Raw genomic sequence first — 17089 nt, 5'->3', positions numbered from 1 at the left:
ATAGTTACATGTTATTTGTAATCAATAAAAATTAACATTAAGTTAATAATAGTTAAAGTTTATTTGTCGAATTTTGCATAAAATTTAATTCTAACTATTACTTACGATTATGAAATTAATCAACAAATCGATGCTAACTGCGATAATTACATTATCAACAGCTAGTGTTTATTATGCACAACAGGTTCAGGATACAGCTGACACCAGGTCAAAAGATATTGAAGCTGTTGTTCTTACAGGTGTTGCCGATATCGCGAAAGATAGAAAAACACCGGTTGCAGTTTCTACAATTAAAGAAGCACAAATCGTTGAAAGATTAGGGAATCAGGAATTCCCTGAAATTTTGAAATCCACGCCTTCAATCTACGCTGCAAAAGGCGGAGGAGGTTTCGGTGATGGTCGTATGAATATCCGTGGTTTTGATACCAACAACCAAGCTGTAATGATTAATGGTGTTCCTGTAAACGGAATGGAAGATGGTGCAGTTTATTGGAGTAACTGGTTAGGATTATCAGACGTAACTTCTGCAATGCAGGTACAGAGAGGTTTGGGATCTTCAAAATTAGCCATTGCTTCTGTAGGAGGAACGACAAATATCATTACAAGAGCAGCAGACAAGAAAAAAGAAGGAAACGTATTCTTAGGAGTTGGTAATGATGGCTACTTAAAGACTCTATTTTCTTATAATACAGGTAAATCTGCAAAAGGTTGGTCAACTTCATTCTTAATGGCTAGAACTGCAGGAGCAACTTATATTGATGGTTCAGATTTCGAAGCTTACAACTATTATTTTGCTTTAGGTTATCAGCCAAACGAAAAGCATGATTTCCAATTTACATTTACTGGAGCACCACAATGGCACATGCAGAACTTCCAAAGTTCAATTTCAACATTTATTAAATACGGAAATGGCGTAGATGAACCTAACAGAAGATACAATTCAAACTGGGGATATTTGAACGGAGAAATCATGTCTCAATCAATCAATTTCTACAGCAAACCGGTTGCATCATTTAACTGGGATTGGAAAATATCCGAAAAATCAAAATTATCTACTGTTCTATATGCATCTTGGGGAAGAGGAGGCGGAACAGGTGTTATGGGTAGTATCGTAGGAAATAGAACCAGCGGAACAGGTCCTGCAACCAACTCAAAAGGTATAAATGATGCTTTTTTCAAGGATGAAAATGGATTAATTCGTTTTGATGATATCGCAGCATGGAATCAAGGAACTACTACTTTTAACTGGTCAAATGGAGGTTCTAATTACACAGCAATTAATGCAACTCCCGGAACGGCAACAAGAACGAATGGTTTAACCAGAAGAGCAAGTATCAACTCACACGACTGGTACGGTATATTATCAAACTTCCAACATAAATTCAATGAAAACTGGAGTTTCTCAGGAGGAGTTGATTTAAGATACTACTACGGATATCACCCAGGTGTCTTAACAGATCTTTGGGGGAATAACAAGTATATTGAAAAAGATGACATGAACAATCCTGGAGGATATGATGTCACTCTTGTACAAAATCCAACACCATCAGCAAACCCTTTTGCAAAAGCAGTAAAAGATAAAAATCAGATTGTTTATAGAAACTATGACGGAGAAGTTCTTTGGGGTGGTTTATTTGGGCAACTTGAATACTCTAAAGACCAATTCTCAGCATTCGTTCAGGGATCGGTTTCAGAACAAGGATACAAGAGAATTGACAATTGGTTAAAAGATGGTACTATCCAACAAGGTCAATCTGTTAATCAAAAAACAGATACAAAATTCCTTTTTGGATTTAATGCAAAGGCTGGAGCAAACTATAATATCGATGACCATCACAATGTTTTTGCAAATATTGGTTATTATGCTAAACAACCTTTGTTCAATTCGGTATATAACTCTCCTCTAACAGACGGAAGAGCAAATGGAAATCAACAAATTGTCAATCCATTGTTAACTAACGAAAAAATTGCTTCAGCGGAATTAGGATATGGTTTCAGAAGCGGAATTTTCAATGCTAATGTTAACCTTTACTATACTTCTTGGAAAGACAGATATAACAGATTTACAGGACTTGTTGTTCCGATTAATCCAAGCTTACCTGCAACAGGAACAAACTTATACAACAGACCTTACGCAAACCTAACCGGTATTCACGAAATCCACATGGGAATCGAATTTGAAGGAACAGTAAAAGCTACAGATTACTTATCTTTCAACGCAATGTTCTCTATCGGAGATTGGAAATATAAAGGTAATGCTGTCGGAACTCTTTATGATGAAAACGGAACACCTATTTCATTAAATGGTAAAAATGAAGTAGAATTTGCATTAGATAAAATAAAAATTTCAGATGCTGCTCAAACTACTGCTGCTTTAGGATTTACTGTAAAACCTGTAAAACAACTTAGTGTGTTTGGAAATTGGAATTACTATAACAACTATTACGGTTTAATTAACTTCAGTGATATTTACGTTCAACCTAATGGATCCATTAACAATAATGGTAAAAAAGGAGCTTTAGAATATCCAAGCTACAACTTATTTGATTTAGGTCTTTCTTACACTGTAAACCTTGGTAAAAATCAGCGATTAGTATTTACAGGTAATGTTTATAACTTACTTGATACTACTTATATATCTGATGGTAAAACTTCAAACCATGTAAAAGATTTAGCAGACTTCAAAACGTCTTCTAATACAGATGCACAAGCACAAGCAGCATATAGTGCATATATTAACAACCCAGCTAACTTCTACAAAGGTTTAGACACAAGTAATACTGTTTACTTCGGATTCGGTAGAACTTGGGCAGCTTCTGTTGCATTTAAATTCTAATAATTTACAACTTATTACATATCAAATCCCGGCTTTATCGCTGGGATTTTTTATATTTGTATACTTTAAAAATAGAAAAAATAGAAGTATGGATTTTTACAAAATTTTAATCAATGCTCATAAAGGGTTTGCTTATCTTGAACTCCTTTTGGTGGCCTTATTCATTATTGCACTTTTGGCAACCATGTTTGGTTTCAGTGGGAAAGTAAATAAATTCCTAAAGAAAACAACCCTGTTCACCATGATCTTCTTTCATATTCAGTTTTTGGTGGGGATTGTACTGTGGTTTACCTCTCCGGCTGTAAAAGCGGCTTTAGATTCTGGAACACTGATGAGCAACGCTTATTCAAGATTTCAATATGTAGAACATCCGGCTTCAATGCTTATTGCAGCAGTTTTGATGACCATCATCAATAAAAAAGTAAAATCTAATGATACCATTTCTTTAGGAATCGTATTCATGGGATTGATCGCGGTAGCATTATTCGGATATGCATTTCCGTGGGCAAGAGTCTTCGGAGCTTAATTTATATTAACTTAATAATTTTATTATTCAAATGAAAGTAGCTGTAGTAGGTTCAACAGGAATGGTTGGACAGGTTATGCTTAAAGTTCTCGAAGAGAGAAACTTCCCTGTAACAGAATTAATTCCGGTAGCATCGGAAAGATCTATTGGTAAACAGGTGAAGTATAAACAGGTAGATTATACTATCGTAAGCATCGACGACGCTATAGCTGCCAAACCTGATATCGCAATTTTCTCAGCAGGAGGCGGAACGTCTTTAGAATTCGCACCTCTTTTCGCTGAAGCTGGAACTACGGTAATCGACAATTCTTCCGCATGGAGAATGGATCCAACTAAAAAACTGGTAGTACCGGAAATCAATGCTCACGTATTAACGAAAGAAGACAAGATTATTGCCAACCCAAACTGTTCTACTATTCAGTTGGTCATGGTTTTAGGTCCGTTGAATAAAAAATATGACCTGAAAAGAGTAATTGTTTCTACTTACCAATCTGTAACAGGAACGGGTAAAGCGGCAGTTGATCAGCTTAATGCAGAAATCAAAGGTGAGGATGCTGAAAAGGTTTATCCATATCAGATCTTCAAAAATGCATTGCCACACTGTGATGTTTTTGCAGACGACGATTACACGAAAGAAGAAATTAAATTAATGAAAGAGCCTAAGAAAATTTTAGGCGATGATACATTCAATTTAACGGCAACTGCAGTACGAGTTCCGGTTCAGGGAGGACATTCTGAAAGTGTGAATATCGAATTTGAAAACGAATTTGAGCTTGATGAAGTAAGAAAAATCTTATCCGAAACTCCGGGAGTTGTGGTAATGGATAACGTAAAAAATAACGAATATCCGATGCCTTTATATTCAGAAGGAAAAGACGAAGTTTTTGTGGGAAGAATCCGAAGAGATCTCTCACAGCCAAAAACACTTAACCTTTGGATTGTAGCAGACAATCTGCGAAAAGGCGCTGCAACAAACGCAGTACAGATCGCAGAATACTTGGTAGAAAACGACTTAGTATAAACTAACAAAAAGAAAAAGAGTCTCCAAAAGAGATTCTTTTTTTTATCGAATAATTATTTTAGTTGGTAGAATTTGGTTGGTAGTTGATGGCTAAAACAAGTCCCGAAGCGACGGCTTACTAAAGGATAGGATAAAATCCTATCAACTGAAAAAATATCTCAGATATTTGCCTTAAAAATTCTTAAACCTTAAAAGACCTTAATGGTTCAAAAATTTTTCAAACAAAGTAATGATTACAAAGAAAATAAATAAAGACAAAGTAGGTTTCCAGAAGCTCATTGCAGTTTTCGGAATCATTCTTTTTGTCGGAAAAATTATCGCCTGGAAACTCACCGATTCCGATGCCGTATTTTCTGATGCCATGGAAAGTATTGTGAATGTGATCAGTGCTTTTATGGGTTTATATTCATTGCATTTAGCCTCAAAACCAAAAGACGAAGACCATCCTTACGGTCACGGAAAGGTAGAATTTGTAACCTCCGGAATAGAAGGTGCACTCATCGCCATCGCCGGAATTATGATCATCTACGAAGGCATCAACAGTTTGGTTACAGGAAAAGTTCTGAGCGAATTAGACTGGGGAATTGCCATCATTGCCGCAACAGCCATTATCAATTATATTTTAGGCTATATCTCCATTAAAAAAGGTGAAAAAGAAAATTCTTTAGTATTAATTTCTTCCGGAAAACACTTACAATCCGACACCATTACAACATTGGGAGTCGTTATCAGTTTAGTAATTGTCTACTTTACCAAGATCTACTGGATCGATTCTGTCGTAGCCCTATTATTCGGATTCTATATCATTTTTATCGGTTATAAAATTGTTCGAAAATCGCTTCGCGGAATTATGGACGAACAGGATCCGGAACTTTTAAACAACATCATAGACCTTTTAGAAAAAAACAGAAAAACAGAATGGATAGACATTCACAACATGAAAATCCAGCAGTTTGGCTCTTCCCTTCACATTGATGCGCACATTACCCTACCCTATTATTACAGCCTTCGTGAGGCCCATCAGGAAATGGAAAACGTCATTATTTTACTGGCAAAAAACACAAAAAGAACCGTAGAATTCAATTTCCATATGGATGATTGTAAAACCATTTCATGTCCTGTTTGCCAGATCATGAATTGTCCCGTCCGCGAACTCCCATTTGTAAAACGGGTAAAATGGACTCCCGCAAACGTAACAAGCATAGATAAACATACAGTCTGAGAGTTTTCAGGAGCTATTTCCGGCTTTCGCTACTCGCTTTTTCTTTGGATTTCAGCGCGGCGGCAAAGCCGCCGCGCTGAAATCCAAAGAAAAGAGCTCAGACATGCCGCTCAATCCAGGCTAATCAAAAACACAAAGATTATACAGGAAATGCAAAACTTCTATAAAAGTTAGCAGCGCTTTTATGAGCTTAAAAAAAATTTTTGGATTAGTCTTCAATATTTCTTACCAACATTTGCTTTCGATAATAGAACAACGGAACAATGAGAAGCAATATCAAAGGCTGTATCACAAACCTTCTCATATAAAAAGAAAAAAGAAACCCGATCTCGAATTTTGTGGAAACACAATAAAGATAAATAGGAAAAGTAATGGCAAAAACAATACAGATCAATGCAGCTCCCTGTAAAGTCCAGTTTTTATTTTTAAAAATAAAATGAATGATTACGCAAGAAAATAAAAGATTCAAGATAAACCGGAACAAATGACTTATAATCAAACGTCCCAATTCAAAATCAGGATATGCTGCCTGTTTATCTGCTTCGTGAAAGTAATTCAGGAACGGATCATAAAAGATACGGTCTTCAAAAATTCTCACCGAGACTAGACCTGCAACACCCAAAAGCACTAATATCCAGCTTAAGACTTTCATTTTTTTAATGCAAAAAATTTAATCCAGATCAGCCAAAGTACAACCACTGTGCCGTAAATCACAGCAGGAAACACATAGTCATGGGTCATTTTACCGTATTTCGGATAATCACTGTACACAATATTAAGTCCTGCAATTCTCAAAACATTCATAATATATAGTATCAAGAGACCAATCGCTACAAAAACGAAAGTTTTAGTTCCTTTATAAAAAGCAAAAACAAAAGAGACAAAGAGAATCATTACAGAAATAGCATTGCAACCTTCTACCATTCTGGTAACAAAGCCCGTTTTTACATGAAACCATATCTGTTGTTTAGGTATATCGTCATAAAGAGCTGAAGGAAAACCCATTGAGTTTTGCAAAAACATCACCTGATTTGCAATCATTCTGGAAAAAGGATCCAAACCAGATTCTTTAAAACTGTTAAGATAAAACTGATACGCAAACAGCAACACCAGGTAAATGATGATGAAGCGCAACAATATTCCTAAAACAGGCTTAAAGTCTTTTAACATGTTGCAAATATAACAATTCGTATGTAAATCACTATATTTGTTGGCATATTATGACTTCAGAAGACGTAAAAATATTTTTTGAAAATTATTTTGGTGAAAAATCTGTTGAATTTATCACTTTAGCTCAAAGCGGTTCTGCAAGAGTAAATTTTCTGGCTGAAAACCGCAACGCAAAATACATCATTACCTGTAACGACAATATTCAGGAAAACGAAAGTTTTCTCTATTATTCGAATGTATTTTCTGATTTACAACTCAATACTCCGGTCATTTATTATATTTCTGATGACCGAAAAATGTATATTCAGGAATATTTAGGTAAAAAGACACTCTCAGAAATTATTGCTGAAGAAGGATTGTCGGATAGGGTAAAACTATTGGTAAAAGAGACACTCAGAAAACTTTTTGAACTTCAGACAAAAACCGAAGGTAAAATAGATTTCAAAAAAACTTTCGAATATGAAAGTTACGACGAACTTCCCATTATCCATGATCTTTATTATTTCAAAAATTTTGTGGCTGATGTTCTGGAATTGGAATATCACAAATCTACCTTGCTGAAAGAGTTCAAAAAAATCGCTGACCTCATCGAAAATCTCGAACCGAAGGGAATCATGATCCGTGATTTTCAGGCTCGGAATATTATGGTAAATGATAACGATGAAGTTTCATTTATCGATTATCAGTCGGCAATGAAAGGTCCTCTGATGTACGATGTAATTTCTTTTCTGTTTCAGGCTAAAGCCAATTTCCCGGAAGATTTTAAAAATGAAATGCTTGAATTTTATATTCACCAGTTTGAAAATACAGAGATTCAAAATCAACTAAAAAATTCGGTGAAACCAGTTCAGATGATGAGATTTCTGCAGGTTTTGGGAGCTTATGGTTTCCGCGGACTGATTCAAAGGAAGCAACATTTTATTTCAAGCATCGAAAAAGGCATTCAGAATATTACAGATTTTGCTGAAAATTGGGAAGAAATCATGAACTTCCCTGAGCTGAAAAAAGTGATTGGGCAATTGAATTTGGAGAAAACAAAATTGAAAATTGAGGAAATATTAAACAATTAATTTTAAAACACACTTTGTCATTCCGTAGGAATCTCAACCCTTTAAATGGAATAAAAATATTTAGATTCCTACGGAATGACAAAACTGTGAAAATTTAAATATTCAAAAAAAGTAAATAAAAAACATGCTACACATAGACATCCACAGTTTTTCATATAAAAAAGGAGGAATTCCTAAAGATGAAACCGGAAACGGCGGCGGTTTCACATTCGACTGCCGTGGAATTTTAAATCCGGGAAGAGTGGAAGAATATAAAATCCAGACCGGAAACGACATCGGCGTGCAGGAATATCTGGAAACGAAAACCGATATGCCCAAGTTTTTAGAATTAATTAAAAGTCTAGTTTCTATTAATATTGATAATTATCTGGGAAGAGGCTTTGAGAACCTTCAGATCAATTTCGGTTGTACGGGTGGACAACACAGATCGGTATATTCGGCCATAAAAATTGCTCATTTTATTGAAGAAAAATATGGTGATAAAGTAGAAATCAGCCTTCATCACGATGAACAGCACCAACTTAATAATAAGCAATAAGTAATGTGTAATAAGTGATATTTTTAATATCGTTATTAATATTTATTCTCATGAATTACTCATTATCAATTACCCATTACCTATAATTATGAAGGCATTAATTTTTGCAGCCGGAAAAGGAACCCGTCTGAAACCTTTTACAGACCATCATCCTAAAGCTTTGGCCAAAGTAAACGGAATTCCGCTTTTAGAGAGGAATATCAATTATCTTAAAGCTTTCGGAATCACTGATTTCGTGATCAACATTCATCATTTTGGAGATCAGATTGTTCGTTTTTTGAAAGAAAACAATAACTTCGGCTGTAAGATTGAAATCTCCGATGAATCGAATGAACTTCTGGAAACCGGAGGCGGCCTGATTTTTGCTAAAGAATTCCTCAATCATGGAGAAGATTTCCTGATCATGAACGCTGATATTCTGACGAATATCAACATCAATGATTTTGTGAAATACCATAAAGAAATTAAAGATTTTGTTACCTTAGCGGTTTCAGACAGAGAAAGTTCGAGAAAACTGCTGTTTAATGATGATTTGGTTTTACGTGGATGGCTCAATGTACAAACCGGCGAACAGCGTCTTGCAGAATTCAACAAGGGATTCAGACCTCTTGCTTTTAGCGGAGTGCACTGCATCAATCCTGTGATTTTTGATAAGATTAAAAGAACGGGAAAATTTTCTGTGATGGAAGAATATCTGGATCTGATGCAGACCGAAAAAATTCATGGCTTTGTGCATGAAAGCATTTTGGTAGATGTAGGAAGACCGGAATCTGTGATTGAAGCAGAGAAATATTTTAAATAATTTAGGATGAGCATTGAAGGAATACGAGACGAAAGTATAGAAAATACAGAACCGGATATCAACGAAACAAAGCTGCATAACAGTTTAAGAGAAAAAACCTGGGACGAAACCATTACCAAAGATAGCTGGATGGTTTTCAAAGTAATGGCGGAATTTGTAGACGGCTACGAAAAGATGGCAAGAATAGGACCTTGTGTTTCTATTTTCGGTTCAGCAAGACTAAAGCCTGAAAGCAAATATTACCAGATGGCGGTAGAGATTGCCGAAAAAATTACTAAAATTGGTTTCGGAGTGATTACAGGAGGCGGTCCCGGAATTATGGAAGCCGGAAATAAAGGCGCTTTCAACGCTCAGGGAAAATCAATCGGATTAAATATCGACCTACCTTTTGAACAACACTTTAATCCTTACATCAATAAGATGTACTCATTGAATTTTGATTATTTCTTTGTAAGGAAGGTAATGTTCGTAAAATATTCGCAGGGCTTTATCGTGATGCCGGGTGGGTTTGGCACCCTAGATGAGTTTACAGAAGCGCTTACGCTAATTCAGACCAACAAAATAGGACGTTTTCCGATTGTTCTGGTTGGTACAGAATTCTGGAGTGGTTTACTCGACTGGTTTAAAGAAACTTTACTTCATGAAGGAATGATTTCTTCAGACGATCTTGATCTTTATCGTGTGGTAGATACCGCTGATGAAGCAGTTGCACACATTAAGGCTTTTTATGACAAATATTCTGTAAACGTTAATTTTTAATTGGCACTAAATTTGACCCAATCTATTTAGCAAAATGCTGTAAATTTATAAATTGAGATGAAAAAAATTTTATATGTATCGAGTATTTTTACATTTTTAATAATGATGAGCTTCACGGTTTTTGACTTCTTTTCTTCGATGACGAAGGTTGACTATGTCGACGGAAGCAAAACACTGAAGTTTACAACGAAGATGAATACCAGTCATATTTCTGATGCTATAAAGATCAACAGAAATACTGCCGGTTTTGAAGCTGAAGTAAAAAAATATGTAAATAGCAACTTTGACGTATTTGTAAATGCTTCTCCCAAGAATTTAACATTCACCGGAAGTCAGGTAAGCGGAGAAACAGTTTGGGTATATTTTGAAACAGGAGGTGTTTCTGACATCAACAGTCTAAAAATAAAGAACACGATACTTTTAAGCGCATTTCCTAAGCAGATTAATCTTGTGAATATTGCTTATAAAGGAAATCTGAAAACGATGAATTTTCAGCGCGGAAAAGAGGTAAATGAGGTTTCTTTCTAAAAGAATTTTAATTTAAATTATATAACCATTGCTTTTGCAGTGGTTTTTTTATTTTAATATCCGAATAGATTTAATTTTAATATTTTTAATTAAATGTAGCGCTCCTACGGAGCGCAATGTAAATGCATTCTTAATTTTTCTACACAGATATTGCTCCGATGGAGCAATTAAATAGATCTTGAACAAAAACATTATACTGATATACAATCAAAAATAACAAATTGTGCATTTACATTTCTACCAAACAAAAAGACGAACATTTCTGTCCGTCTTTTTTATTTTACAAGTATCAATTATTATTGACCTTTAATTTTGAAATCATCAACTTCCCATGTTGCCGCTGCAGAAGATGTTGAAGTATATTTAAATGCTATTCTTACATTTTTACCTAAGAACGCTGATAAGTCTACATTTCCTGAGCTTACCCAATCTCCAAATGCTGCTGTATTTGTATCAAGCGCAGCAGGTAAAGCAACCCAAGTTGTTGTAGCCGGGTTTCCAGTGTAATTTTCTGTAGCGTAAACCTGAAGAACTGATCCTGCATATCTCACGTCAGTTGTGAAGCTTACAGCAGCCTTTGTTTTTCCTGCTAAACTTACTGTTTTTGAGATCAGCCAATCTTCATTTGCTGCACTTCCCAATGGAGCACTCATTACTGCATAGTAATTGGTTCCGTTACCTTGGTTAGAAGTATTCCAAATCTGAGTACCTGCAACGTTTACGGTTGTCCAGTCTGTACCGAAACCACCTGCAGCAAAATCATCTTTGTATAATACAGGAAGTGGTGTGTAAACTGAACCATCACATCTTGGATCATCCAAATCTGCACCCAAAACATCAGTAATCCATAGCTGATAAGTACCATTAAAAATACTTAGAATACCATAAACATCTCCTTTTCCACCTTCGATTACCTGACCTGCAAAATCTGCGAAATTACTGGTTCTCAATATAACTTTGTTACCTGAACAGTCTTCTAAAGTTCTGTTGGTAACCGCTCCTGATGCGTACACTTTTTCTAAATCTCCAGCGATAAACTGAAGGTTTTTAATTTTAATCCATCTACCTACATCTGCAGCAGTAAATTGGTTAATCATTTTCTCAGTAGAAGTAACTGCAGTAATTGGTTTTTTAGAATCAAAGAAATATTTATAGACATCAGCTTCTGCAATTCTACCAACTGCTCCACTGAATGGAGTTCCCAACTGAATTTCGCCTGAAACAGCTCCTACATATAAGTTTTTAAGTTTTACATAAACTTCTTTACCTACAACAAATCTAGGATCGTTGAACATATCAGCTTTATCGATATTAATTCTGATACCTCCTGTTGCATCTTCAACATAGATATATTTGAAAAGGTTACCTGATTTATCGTTTGCCGTTACTTTAGCTTTAAGAACAAAATCACCTGTAATCAATGTAAGTGGACTTGTTGCCAATTGCTTAACTTCAGCAACTGTTTTCTGAGTTAATCCGTTATCACTGTACTCACAAGGGTTTGATGCAATACCGTCGATTCTCGGGAATTTAGTCATCTCAAGATCAGTAACCTTGTTGATGTACATTTGGTAAGTGCTATTGAATTTGCTGTAAATACCAACAAATTTACCGTTTCCTGAAGGAAGAATCTGATTGGCAAATGATGCATAACCACTGTTTCTTACAACTCTAGTTGTCGTTGTTGTATTATCTCTGATGATTCTGTCCACAGTAACACCATTGGGAGCAAAGTTTGTACATAAGATTCTGTTGTCGAATTCTGCATTATCCATCTGAATCAAACATCCGATATATTGATCGTTTGCAGAAACCATCTGTAAAGAAGTCATTTTCTTAGGAACAATATTTTCTCTGATCGAACATGATCTGAAAATTCTTGCCGGCACAAGTTTCTCAGGAATTCTTGATACGGAAGTTGCCGGTGTTTCAGTTCCGGTTTTTACGCCTAACTGAACAACTCCACCATAAGTTCCTAAAGCCAAACCGGCCAATTTAATATAGATCTTAGATCCCTGAGGATAGTTTGTATAATTACTTACCGCATCTACACTAATTACGAAACCTTGTGTAGGATTTTCAGCCTTATCTTGAATATAAATTGTCTTATAGATATTTCCCGTTTCATCAGTAGAAGAAACATATCCTTCAACAATATCAGTGGAATTGTCTGGAAAAACAAAAGCTGCAGTTGCAGTAGGAGCAAATTTAGCTCTCAGTTGAGTAAGCGTCATTGTAGCAGTAAGATCTGCACACTGATAACCATCAAGGTTTGGCTCATCATATTTATCATCATGCACACAACCTGTAATTACAAGTGCAGCAAAGATTGCGAAAATATATTTTAAAATTGAATTATATTTTTTCATTATTACTTTGTTTTAGAATCTTAAATAAACATTTGTAAAGAACGTAATTCCTCTGTCATACCAAAGTTTTGGTCCAAAATGAGGTGTTTCTCTTTGAGACTCCTCAAGAAGTTGCGGGAAATTAGCCGCTCTACCTTGTTCGAAACCACCCGTTACATAATTTCTATTATTCAGAATATTATTTACAGATACACTGATTCCCATTCTGTATTTGCCGATTAGGAATGATTTTCCGGCATTGGCATTTAACATGAACTGATCATCAAATTTAGTTTGCGCCGTCAATTGCTGAATCAACTCAGGACTTGCGCCTGCATATGTATCATTTGTTCCCGGATCTGTATACATTGAAGCTGTTTTATTTAATGCTGAAAAATCAAGATACTGATCCATTAAATAATTTGCAGATGCACCTACCCACCAATATTTAGGTGAATTGTATTTTAAACCAAATGAAAATGCTTTTTGTGGAGTTCCAGCTATTTTGTAATCTTTGATGTTTGCCTTACCATAGCTTCTGAAATCATTTAAATCATCAAATGAGTACACATCTGGACGGTTTGTATATTTATATTCACCAATACTTGCAACCCCTGTTGCGTTTAATGTTGGGGTAATTTTCACATCAAAACCAAGTTCTGCGCCTATATATCTCTTATCAACACCTGTCATCGCTTCATTAATTAAGGTATTCATAGACCCTGTTTGATCAGCTACTACGGCATAATATCTTGAAATTTCTGTAGAATTACTTACTGTAGTATAATAACCTGATAATCTTAATTTAAGAATCTGACCTCTCATGATATAGCTTAAATCATTAGAGTTGATAATTTGATTTTTAACTCCTGGAGTTAAATAATCTACAGCTCTAGGATTAATGTATAATTCATTTAAAGTCGGAGCTAAGCTAAAGAATGCCCCATTATAAACAATAAAGTTCTTACCATTGATTTTGTAAGTCACTTTCCCTTTTAGACCTGCATCTAAAGCATCATAGATTGCACTTTTGCCTTTAGAATTATTTTGTAAAATTAAAATACCGCTTTTGTAATCTCCTTCTCTCTGAGATTCAGAATAAGAACTGAAAATAGATGCTATGATATTAAATTTATTGAAATCTACCTCTGATGAAATATTTAATGAGTAATGATTTTTAGTTAGCTCATAAGAATATTGTGTTCTGTCACCAACTTTCACAGTAAAGTTAGGATCATCTACATTGTACTGTACATCATTGTTAAAAGCATTTCGGTTAAATGCAAAATCTGCACCTAATAAATCTTTTATCCTTCTAAAGTTATCAGACTTCAAATTCTGATAATTAAAGTTGATATTTAATTTCCAATTATCTTTTAGTCTTGTATCAAAGTGAGATGCAAAATTGAAAGTTTTATCTCTATTTACGTCCTCCACCAAAGTATAAACAGCTCTTTTTCCTTTTATTGTTTTTGGAGTTCCATCCGGATTTATACCAATTGTATAAGTTTCGACAGGAATGTTGTTATTTTGAGAATATAAACTCGTCCAGTCAATTTGAGACTTCTCTCTAAATTCATCAGCTGTTACAAGTCCATAACTTGGTAGATTCCTATAATAGGTTGGGTTCGGATCTTTTCCGCGGAACCAGTCTAATCTGCTTCTTGCATCGCTTCCGATTTGATAAGAAACCGTATTTGTCCAGTTTGAGTTTTTTCCGATTTTTAAATAATCAGTAAGCATAAACATCGGTTCAAATACTTTTCTGATTCTTGAATTTCTTTTCTCACCATCTTGCCATCCCCAATATGAATTGTAGTCTTTACCCATGATGTCGTAAACTTCCTGAGTATTCGGTGAATTTGAAGCTCTGTATGTGGGGGAACCGAAACCAGTAAAGTTAATAGAGTGTCTCTCGCTGAATTTTTTCTCAACCGATGCAAAATATGCATAAGCATCCTGATAAACTCCATCAATAATTGCCTGATCTCCCCATCTTCTGCTTCCTGAAACAGTAAACGCCCAACCATTTTTACTCATTCCGGAAGAATACGTTGCCATTGCTCTATGTAAATAGCTTCTGTTGGTGAATGAATACGCTAATGAAGTCTGTTTTCTGTAAGAAGATGCTCTTGTATTATAATAAACCACACCTCCCAAATTACCAAACGTATATTCTGAAGGAGTAATGTTATCTACATTTTCGTAAGGATATCTTGTCACGTCGTTCAAACCACCCCAGTTGCTGAAATCGATTCTTCCGTCATCATTTTTAGACATAGAAACCCCGTTGAATAAAACATCTTCAAAACGATTGTCTACCCCTCTCGGTCTGAACCAGTAAGCTCCCAATTCAAAAGCAGAAACATTTTGAAATGCATCTCTACCTGAACTCAAAAGCCCCACTGTAGGTTGCATTGCAGAACCTCCGTCTTCTGTATCGTTTGCAGAATCATCAATCACAACAACTCCGGCATCGCTTCCTAAACTGTTATTAAGAACAATCACACCTAAGTCTTTTCTTTTCTCATCAGCAGTTACATCAAACTCTACAATCTTAGATTCGAAGTTCGGTTTTGCAACGGTAATAAGATAATGTCCTGGCTTTAAATCTACAAACTGGAAGTAACCGATTTTGTCTGCAGTTACATCATCAACAGATTGTTCAAGATCAACCTCTGCTCTCTCTACAGGCTTACCATCCTGACCTTTAACATACGCATAAACAGTAGTTTGTGCATAGTAATAGGATGCAGGTAATAGTGTAAACAAAGAGATTAGGGATAGTTTTTTAATCATAATAAACTTATTTTTTACACCTTCTTTATTTAAGGGGCAACAAATTTAGGATTATTTTCATTAACTCAAACATTTTCTGCATTTTATTCTATTAAATATTCTTAACAAGTAAATGATATCCTAAAAAAACAGCTTCTTTATGATTGAAATCAAAAAACAGTTATTAAGATTAATTTAATATTTTATTGATGTAAATTGTGTAATTTTACCCCCTCAATTTTTTGAATATTACGATAACATGAAAAAATTCGCACTCATAATTGCAGTTTTCTGCTTTACACTTGGTTTTTCTCAGCAAAAACAGGTAAAAAGAGCGGCAGTAGCTTTTTTAAATGTAGAAAACCTTTGGGACACTATTGTTTCTGCAGATTATATTGACGGAACAGTACCGTTCTCAAATCCTAAATTCCATAGAAGTGTTCCGATTGATTCTCTTAAATATTTAGAAACTACTGAAGATTACAAAGGAGAATGGAGCAACGAACTTTTAGTAGGAAAAAAAGTTATCCGTCATCAGATTTTAGCAGATGATTTTACTGCAAACAGTAAAAAAAGATGGGGCACAAAATACTACAACCAGAAATTAGCGAACGAAGCAAAAGTAATTTCTGAGCTTGGCAGACAATATACGAATGATAATCCTGCAATCTGCGGTCTTATAGAAGTTGAAAACAGACAGGTAATTGAAGATCTTATAAAGCAGCCTGTTTTAGCAAAAAGCAATTATGGTATTGTACACTATAACTCTTATGATGCAAGAGGAATCGATATTGCTCTTATATATCAGAAAAACAGATTTGTTTTACAGAATTCTTACACCAAAGAAATCAAAGTATACAATGAAGATGGCAAAAGACAATATACAAGAGATATTTTGGTGGCAATTGGCCTTTTAGACGGAGAAAAAATTGCCGTGTTTATGAATCACTGGCCTTCAAGAAGTGGTGGTGAAGCAGCTTCCCAACCAAGAAGAAATGCAGCTGCAACGGTACTTAAAAACGAAATGGATAAATTATCAGCAGAAAATCCTGGTATAAAACTAATTTCAATGGGTGACTATAATGACGATCCTGTAAGCCCAAGTTTGAAAAAATATCTTGGCGCAGTAGAAAGCCCTGAAGATTTATCAGATAAAAAACCATACTATAATTTGATGTATAAACTGTATAAAGCAGGTGTTGCATCTTTAGCATATAGAGATGCACCTAATTTGTTTGATCAGATTATTGTTTCTCAAAATCTCTACTCAAAAGAAAAGCTTACACCTACTTATAGTATTTTTAAAGCAGAAATCTATGCGCCTTCTTATCTTGTAAATAAAGAAGGACAATGGAAAGGATACCCTCTTCGTTCTTGGGATGGCGACCGATTCACAGGAGGTTACAGCGATCACTTTCCCGGTGTTTCGGTTCTTCAGAAAGAATACATTAAAAAATAACAACAAAGGCACTCTATTGGAGTGCTTTTTTC

General features: G+C 35.1%; 14 protein-coding genes. 10 read left to right on the top strand and 4 right to left on the bottom strand.

Annotation, left to right across the window (positions count from 1 at the left end):
• Nucleotides 1-109 precede the first annotated feature (109 nt).
• From BA768_RS15605 to BA768_RS15590, 4 genes are all read left to right on the top strand, one after another.
• Nucleotides 110-2836: a TonB-dependent receptor gene (locus BA768_RS15605; RefSeq protein ID WP_065721501.1), complete on the top strand. Its 2727-nt coding sequence runs from the start codon at nt 110-112 to the stop codon at nt 2834-2836.
• A gap of 88 nt (nt 2837-2924) precedes the next feature.
• Complete coding sequence (locus BA768_RS15600) at nt 2925-3362, top strand: hypothetical protein (protein WP_065721500.1); 438 nt, start codon at nt 2925-2927, stop codon at nt 3360-3362.
• A gap of 31 nt (nt 3363-3393) precedes the next feature.
• Nucleotides 3394-4383, top strand: a complete 990-nt coding sequence (locus BA768_RS15595; RefSeq protein ID WP_065721499.1) for an aspartate-semialdehyde dehydrogenase — start codon at nt 3394-3396, stop codon at nt 4381-4383.
• A 229-nt stretch (nt 4384-4612) separates the two neighbouring features.
• Nucleotides 4613-5605 carry a cation diffusion facilitator family transporter gene (locus tag BA768_RS15590; protein WP_065721498.1) on the top strand — a complete coding sequence of 331 codons (993 nt, stop codon included), beginning with the start codon at nt 4613-4615 and terminating at the stop codon, nt 5603-5605.
• A gap of 208 nt (nt 5606-5813) precedes the next feature.
• Here BA768_RS15590 and BA768_RS15585 read toward each other — a convergent pair whose 3' ends face one another.
• Both BA768_RS15585 and xrtF read right to left on the bottom strand, forming a co-directional pair.
• Nucleotides 5814-6257: an exosortase F system-associated membrane protein gene (locus BA768_RS15585; RefSeq protein WP_065721497.1), complete on the bottom strand. Its 444-nt coding sequence runs from the start codon at nt 6255-6257 to the stop codon at nt 5814-5816.
• Nucleotides 6254-6775: an exosortase family protein XrtF gene (xrtF, locus tag BA768_RS15580; RefSeq protein ID WP_065721496.1), complete on the bottom strand. Its 522-nt coding sequence runs from the start codon at nt 6773-6775 to the stop codon at nt 6254-6256. Before xrtF ends, BA768_RS15585 begins: the two co-directional genes overlap by 4 nt.
• A gap of 50 nt (nt 6776-6825) precedes the next feature.
• On the opposite strand from xrtF, the gene BA768_RS15575 reads away from it, so the two are divergent.
• The 5 genes from BA768_RS15575 (at nt 6826) to BA768_RS15555 (ending at nt 10472) form a co-directional block, all read left to right on the top strand.
• Nucleotides 6826-7845, top strand: coding sequence for an aminoglycoside phosphotransferase family protein (locus BA768_RS15575; RefSeq protein WP_065721495.1), 1020 nt, complete (start codon nt 6826-6828; stop codon nt 7843-7845).
• 124 nt (nt 7846-7969) lie between these two features.
• Nucleotides 7970-8383, top strand: coding sequence for an RNase adapter RapZ (locus BA768_RS15570; protein WP_034677881.1), 414 nt, complete (start codon nt 7970-7972; stop codon nt 8381-8383).
• An 88-nt stretch (nt 8384-8471) separates the two neighbouring features.
• Nucleotides 8472-9185 carry a nucleotidyltransferase family protein gene (locus BA768_RS15565; protein WP_034677880.1) on the top strand — a complete coding sequence of 238 codons (714 nt, stop codon included), beginning with the start codon at nt 8472-8474 and terminating at the stop codon, nt 9183-9185.
• Between the two features lie 6 nt (nt 9186-9191).
• Complete coding sequence (locus tag BA768_RS15560; protein ID WP_065721494.1) at nt 9192-9944, top strand: TIGR00730 family Rossman fold protein; 753 nt, start codon at nt 9192-9194, stop codon at nt 9942-9944.
• Nucleotides 9945-10001: 57 nt separating this feature from the next.
• A complete protein-coding gene (locus tag BA768_RS15555) occupies nt 10002-10472 on the top strand; it encodes a DUF6702 family protein (protein ID WP_065721493.1) in 471 nt (156 codons plus the stop codon).
• 296 nt (nt 10473-10768) lie between these two features.
• On the opposite strand, the gene BA768_RS15550 is transcribed toward BA768_RS15555, so the two are convergent.
• Nucleotides 10769-12841, bottom strand: a complete 2073-nt coding sequence (locus BA768_RS15550; RefSeq protein WP_065721492.1) for a DUF5689 domain-containing protein — start codon at nt 12839-12841, stop codon at nt 10769-10771.
• 12 nt (nt 12842-12853) lie between these two features.
• Nucleotides 12854-15619, bottom strand: coding sequence for a TonB-dependent receptor (locus BA768_RS15545; protein ID WP_065721491.1), 2766 nt, complete (start codon nt 15617-15619; stop codon nt 12854-12856).
• A gap of 238 nt (nt 15620-15857) precedes the next feature.
• Between BA768_RS15545 and BA768_RS15540 the strand changes: the two genes are divergently transcribed.
• Complete coding sequence (locus BA768_RS15540) at nt 15858-17057, top strand: endonuclease (RefSeq protein ID WP_065721490.1); 1200 nt, start codon at nt 15858-15860, stop codon at nt 17055-17057.
• The last annotated feature ends 32 nt before the right edge of the window (nt 17058-17089 follow it).

The organism is Chryseobacterium sp. CBo1 (assembly GCF_001693475.1).
Classification (GTDB): domain Bacteria; phylum Bacteroidota; class Bacteroidia; order Flavobacteriales; family Weeksellaceae; genus Chryseobacterium; species Chryseobacterium formosense.
Note: the sequence above shows the minus strand (reverse complement) of the source record. Positions and strands in the feature narration are given on the sequence as shown.